Genomic DNA, 6,104 nt, shown 5'->3' with positions numbered 1-6,104 from the left:
CGCAGCTCAAAAGAATTGCTGGTTTATTCTCATATAAGTTTCCCTATATTTATTCTGTTCAATTTTCAAGGATCATCCTAAATATCAACAACTATTTTATTTTACCATATTAGTTTAAGATTATCAATACCTCACAAATATAAACTTTCAATGCCTTTTTAATTAATACAGCTTTTATATTCTAACATCTTAATTGAATAGAGTCAATACATTTTTAAAATTTTTTATCAAAGCTTAATCACAATAACCAGTGGTATATTTAAGTCTATTAAATATACCACTGACAACAATTATAAAAAACTATTTATTTTCAATATCATCACTACAATTTATTTTGGCAATAGCAACTACTCTTTGTTCCTCTCCCGTTTTCATAAGTGTAACACCCATAGTGTTCCTACTCGTAGTAGATATTTCAGATACATTGAGTCTTATAGCCACATTACTGCTATTTATGAGCATAATCTCATCTTCATCTTTTACAATTCTAGCTCCAACTATTAATCCCGTTTTTTCCGTAACTTTATATGTTATCATGCCCTTTCCACCTCTCCTATGGATAGTATATTCATCTATAGGAGTTCTCTTACCAAATCCATTTTCGCTTACGACAAGAACATCTTGACTCTCATCGACAATATCCATAGAAACAGCTATATCACTATCTCTCAATGTTATTGCTTTTACACCTGTAGTATTTCTGCCTGTAGGCCTCACATCTTCCTCGCTAAATCTTATTGCATAACCATTTTTGGTGAAAATAATTATTTCGCTTTTCCCCGTAGTCATTCTAACCTGTATAAGTTCATCTTCATCTTTTAAATTTATAGCATTTAGACCATTTCTTCTTATGGAAGTATATTGATCTATTTTAGTTTTCTTAATTAAACCGTTCTTAGTTGCCATTATGAAATAATTATCCTTATCAATTTCTTTAAAAGCTATAACGGCTTGAATTTTTTCATCTATATCTAAAGGTAGTAAATTAATTAAATTTGTACCTTTAGCAGTTCTACCTGCCTCAGGGATCTCATATCCTTTAAGCTTATATACCTTGCCCTTATTTGTAAAGAATAAAATATGACTGTGAGTTGAAGTAATAAATATATGCTCTACAAAATCATCTTCTTTAGTAGCCATTGCCTGGATTCCCCTTCCACCTCTTCTTTGAGAAGAATAGGTATCTGCTGGGATTCTTTTTATATAACCTTCATGAGTTAAGGTTATAACCACTTCTTTTTCATCAATTAAATCTTCGATATTTATGTCACTATTACTTACTTGTATTTCAGTTTTTCTTTCATCACCATATTTATTTTTTATTTCAATAAGTTCGTCTTTAATTATACTCAATAAAATAGATTTATTTTCCAAAATTTCTTTTAAATGCCTAATTGTTTCCATCAACTCATTGTATTCATTCTCAATTTTTTCTCTTTCAAGACCTGTAAGTCTTTGAAGCCGCATATCCAATATAGCCTGGGCCTGTTTTTCAGAAAGATCAAATTCAGCCATCAAACCCTTTCTCGCAATTTCTGTAGTTTTAGAAGATCTTATTAAATTTATTACTGCATCAATATGATCTAACGCTATTTTCAATCCTTCAAGAATATGAGCTCTAGCTTGTGCTTTATCTAAGTTAAACTGAGTCCTCCTGGTTACAACCTCTTCTTGAAACTGCAAATAATAAACAAGCATTTGTTTTAAACTCAATACTTTTGGTTCATTATTTACAAGAGTCAGCATTATTATTCCAAAAGTATCCTGCATTCTTGTATGTTTATACAACTGATTGAGAGTAACATTGGGATTAGCATCTCTTTTTAATTCTATTACAACTCTCATTCCATCTCTATCTGATTCATCTCTAATATCTGATATTCCATCTATTTTTTTATTTTTCACAAGATCAGCTATATTTTCTATAAGTTTTGATTTATTTACCTGATATGGAATTTCAGTTATAAGTATTCTATTTCTCCCATTTACCTCTTCAATTTCAGTTCTAGCCCTTACTAATATTTTCCCCCTTCCAGTTTTATAGGCATCTTTTATGCCTGAGGTACCAATTATTATACCCGAAGTTGGAAAATCAGGCCCCTTTATAGATGTCATCAATTCATCAATCGTAACTTCTGGATTATCTATTATCATTATCACACCATTTATAACCTCAGTGAGATTATGCGGTGGTATATTTGTAGCCATGCCAACAGCTATCCCCGCTGATCCATTTACAAGTAAATTAGGAAATCTGGATGGTAATACAGAAGGTTCCTTTTCTTCACCGTCAAAATTGGGAACAAAATCTACCGTATTTTTATTTATATCCCTTAACATTTCAAGAGTTATTTTATTCATCTTTGCTTCAGTATATCTCATAGCTGCTGCACTATCCCCATCTACTGAACCAAAATTTCCATGTCCGTCAACTAGAGTATACCTTATTGAAAAATCCTGTGCCATTCTGACTAAAGCATCATAAACAGCTGAATCTCCATGAGGATGATATTTACCAAGCACATCCCCTACAATTCTAGCACATTTTCTATAACCCTTTTCTGGAGTCAACCCAAGTTCATGCATAGAATATAATATTCTTCTATGAACTGGCTTTAATCCATCTCTTACATCTGGAAGAGCACGGCTTACAATAACACTCATTGCATATTCTATATAACTTTTTTTCATTTCTTTACTTATGTCTACTGGTAAAATTTTACCTTCATCAAACATCAACTACACCTCTCTACTATATATCTAAGTTTACAACTTTCCCAGCATTTTCTTCTATAAAATTTCTACGAGGTTCTACCTTATCACCCATAAGTATAGTGAAAATTTCATCAGCAGCCATAGCATCATCTACATTTACTTGAATAAGTGTTCTAGTACTAGGATTCATTGTAGTATCCCAAAGCTGCTCTGAATCCATCTCTCCAAGACCTTTATACCTTTGTATATCCACGTTGCTATCTTTTCCACCTAATTCATTTAACACTATTTCAAGTTCCTTATCCGAATATGCATAGTATTCCTTTTTATTTTTATATACTCTATACAAAGGCGGTTGAGCTATATAGACATGACCATTTTCTACAAGAGCTTTCATATATCTGAAAAAAAATGTAAGTAATAACGTTCTTATATGTGCTCCATCAACATCTGCATCTGTCATTATTATTATTTTTTCATACCTTATTTTACCAATGTCAAATTCTTTTCCTATTCCAGCGCCAAAAGCAGTTATCATAGATCTTATCTCTTCATAACCCAGTATCTTATCAAGTCTCTGTTTCTCAACATTCATTATTTTACCTCTAAGTGGCAATATGGCTTGAAAATTTCTATCTCTACCCTGTTTTGCTGATCCTCCTGCAGAATCTCCCTCAACTAAATATATTTCACATTCAGAGGAATCTTTAGATGAACAATCGGCGAGTTTTCCCGGAAGAGATGTATTTTCAAGTATGGACTTACGTCTTGTAAGTTCCCTTGCTTTTCTCGCAGCTTCTCTAGCACGAGATGCCATTAAAGATTTGTCTAATATTATTTTTGCAACTTGAGGATTTTCCTGTAAAAAATTATTCAACCCTTCTCCCAGTATACTATCTACTATACCACGCATCTCACTATTTCCAAGTTTTGTTTTAGTCTGGCCTTCAAATTGGGGATCTACCAGCTTTACAGATATTACAGCTGTAAGACCTTCCCTTATATCCTCTCCTGATAAATTTTTATCATTTTCTTTCAATATTCCAAACTTTTTTGCATAATCATTTAACACTCTTGTCAAAGCTGACTTAAATCCAGCTAGATGAGTCCCACCTTCAACTGTATCTATGTTATTGGCAAAAGAAAAAATATTTTCAGTATACCCATCATTGTATTGAATAGCAATTTCTACAGAATAATCTTCCTTTTTTCCTTCTATATACACGGGTGCTTTGTGAATTGTCTGCTTATTTCTGTTTAGGTATGTTACAAACGATTTTATTCCGCCCTCATAGTGAAATAGTTCTTCTTTTTCATCTCTTTCATCTTTTAAATTTATCTTTATATTTCTATTTAAAAAAGCCAGTTCCCTTAATCTCTGTGATAATATATCATAATCATATTCTATATCTTCAAATATTTCAGAATCAGGCTTGAAATGAATTTTAGTACCATGCTTATCAGTATCACCTATTATATCTAATCCCGTTGCTACTTTTCCCCTTTTAAAAACCTGTCTCCATATATGTCCTTCTCTCTCTACTTCAACTTCACAGATCTCAGATAGTGCATTTACAACAGAGGCACCTACTCCATGAAGCCCACCAGAAACTTTATATCCTCCACCACCAAACTTTCCTCCTGCATGCAATATGGTCATTATTACCTCCACAGTAGGTTTCTTCATCTTGTGATGCATTCCCACAGGCATACCTCTTCCATTATCTATAACTGTGATTGAGTTATCTTTATGAATAATTACATCTATCTTATCACAATATCCTGCTAATGCTTCATCTATACTGTTATCTACTATTTCATATACTAAATGGTGAAGTCCTCTTGAACTTGTACTTCCAATATACATCCCTGGTCTTTTTCTCACAGCTTCTAAACCTTCTAGCACCTGTATCTGATTTTCATCATAAACTTGTTTTTTTTCCTGCTGCATATCTATCCTCCTATTCGTCTTAAAGTTCATAATCTAAAGCTTTTGATCTTTTAGTTAATGTAGATGAAGATATAGGTGACAAATAAATTTTACTCTTTTTATTTACTTCGGCAATAATAAAAGACTTAGGTTTATCTTTCGTAATCTTTTGAACAAATCCATCTTCTTCAGCCATTCTCAAAAATTGAATCGTGTCAGAATTATATGTTGAAGTATCAACATCAAATATTCCAATTACATCTTTTATTGGAACGACTATATTTTCACCTAAATGTAAAAACATAAATAATCTCCTTTCAAAACTAAATCATAGTTATCTTACCATTTTTTACAACAAATAAATCTGCTTTACTTTGAGAATTTTTTTTAATATCGTCTATTCCTGTACAAGTTATAAATGTTTGTATTTTATTTATAGAATTTAATATATAATTTTGCCTATTTGAGTCCAATTCAGATAAAACATCATCTAATAACAAAACAGGATACTCACCTATAATCTCCTTTATTATTTCAAGAGAAGCAAATTTCATAGTTAAAACTGATGTTTTCTGTTGCCCCTGAGAACCGAAATTTCTGACATTTATTCCATTTATATTTGTGATAAGATCATCTCTATGTGGCCCGCAAAGAGTAGTTCCTCGTTCCATATCCCTTTTTCTGTTTACATTCAACAATTCAAATAAGCTATTTTCTGGTTTATTTACATCTTCTAATTGTGTCACGTATCTAAATTCTATATTTTCAGTTCCTGAGGTTATATCATTATGAATAATTTTTCCTTTTTCGCTAAGCCTTTTTATATATTTATTTCGCATCTCTACTATAAATCCGCCATATTTAGATAACTGTTTGTCATAAATCTTAATTATGTCATAATTATGGTTGATCCATTTTTTTAGTAAAGCATTTCTTTCATTTAAAACTTTGTTGTATTGAACTAGATTATAATAATATTTTTTACTAAATTTACAAAGTTCAATATCTAAAAATTTTCTTCTATAAATGGGTGATTCTTTTACTATTTTCAAATCCTCAGGGGAAAACATTACTACATTAAAAACTCCCATAAGTTGAGATAATTTATTTACCTTTATAGAATTTATATTTATTCCTTTTTTACCTTCTTTAAATATCTTTATTTCTATACTTTTATCTAATTGTTTCTTTTCTATATAAGCTTTTATGTAAGCCTCTTTACCCTGCCAGTTAATTAACTCTTTATCTTTATTTGTCCTAGGAGATCTGCCTATACTGCAGTAATATATACTTTCAAGTAAATTTGTTTTTCCCTGAGCGTTCCCCCCAGTAAATACATTTATACCTTTGTCAAATTTGATATTAAGCTCTCTATAATTTCTGAAATTTATAAGTTTTAAGTATTTAATATACATTTTAAAAACACCTATTTATAATTATATCACATTATATAATACAT

Annotated in this window: 4 protein-coding genes; all 4 read right to left on the bottom strand. The window is 30.8% G+C overall.

Annotated features, from left to right (window positions below; translation table 11 throughout):
* Positions 1 to 300 precede the first annotated feature (300 nt).
* From gyrA to recF, 4 genes are read right to left on the bottom strand one after another with little or no spacing between them, the layout of a single operon-like run.
* Entirely contained in the window at positions 301 to 2,736 is a 2,436-nt protein-coding gene (gyrA, locus tag J5G60_RS15970; RefSeq protein WP_150358858.1) for a DNA gyrase subunit A, read from the bottom strand.
* A gap of 16 nt (positions 2,737 to 2,752) precedes the next feature.
* A complete protein-coding gene (gyrB, locus tag J5G60_RS15965; RefSeq protein ID WP_150358857.1) occupies positions 2,753 to 4,666 on the bottom strand; it encodes a DNA topoisomerase (ATP-hydrolyzing) subunit B in 1,914 nt (637 codons plus the stop codon).
* Between the two features lie 19 nt (positions 4,667 to 4,685).
* On the bottom strand, positions 4,686 to 4,949 hold the full coding sequence (gene remB / locus J5G60_RS15960; RefSeq protein WP_150358856.1) for an extracellular matrix regulator RemB: 264 nt from the start codon (positions 4,947 to 4,949) through the stop codon (positions 4,686 to 4,688).
* Positions 4,950 to 4,968: 19 nt separating this feature from the next.
* On the bottom strand, positions 4,969 to 6,060 hold the full coding sequence (recF, locus tag J5G60_RS15955) for a DNA replication/repair protein RecF (RefSeq protein WP_150358855.1): 1,092 nt from the start codon (positions 6,058 to 6,060) through the stop codon (positions 4,969 to 4,971).
* Between the last annotated feature and the right edge of the window lie 44 nt (positions 6,061 to 6,104).

The sequence above is a fragment of the Clostridium sp. HV4-5-A1G genome (genome assembly GCF_900184915.1).
Taxonomy (GTDB): domain Bacteria; phylum Bacillota; class Clostridia; order Clostridiales; family Clostridiaceae; genus Clostridium_B; species Clostridium_B aromativorans.
This window is presented reverse-complemented; position numbering and strand designations above follow the sequence as displayed.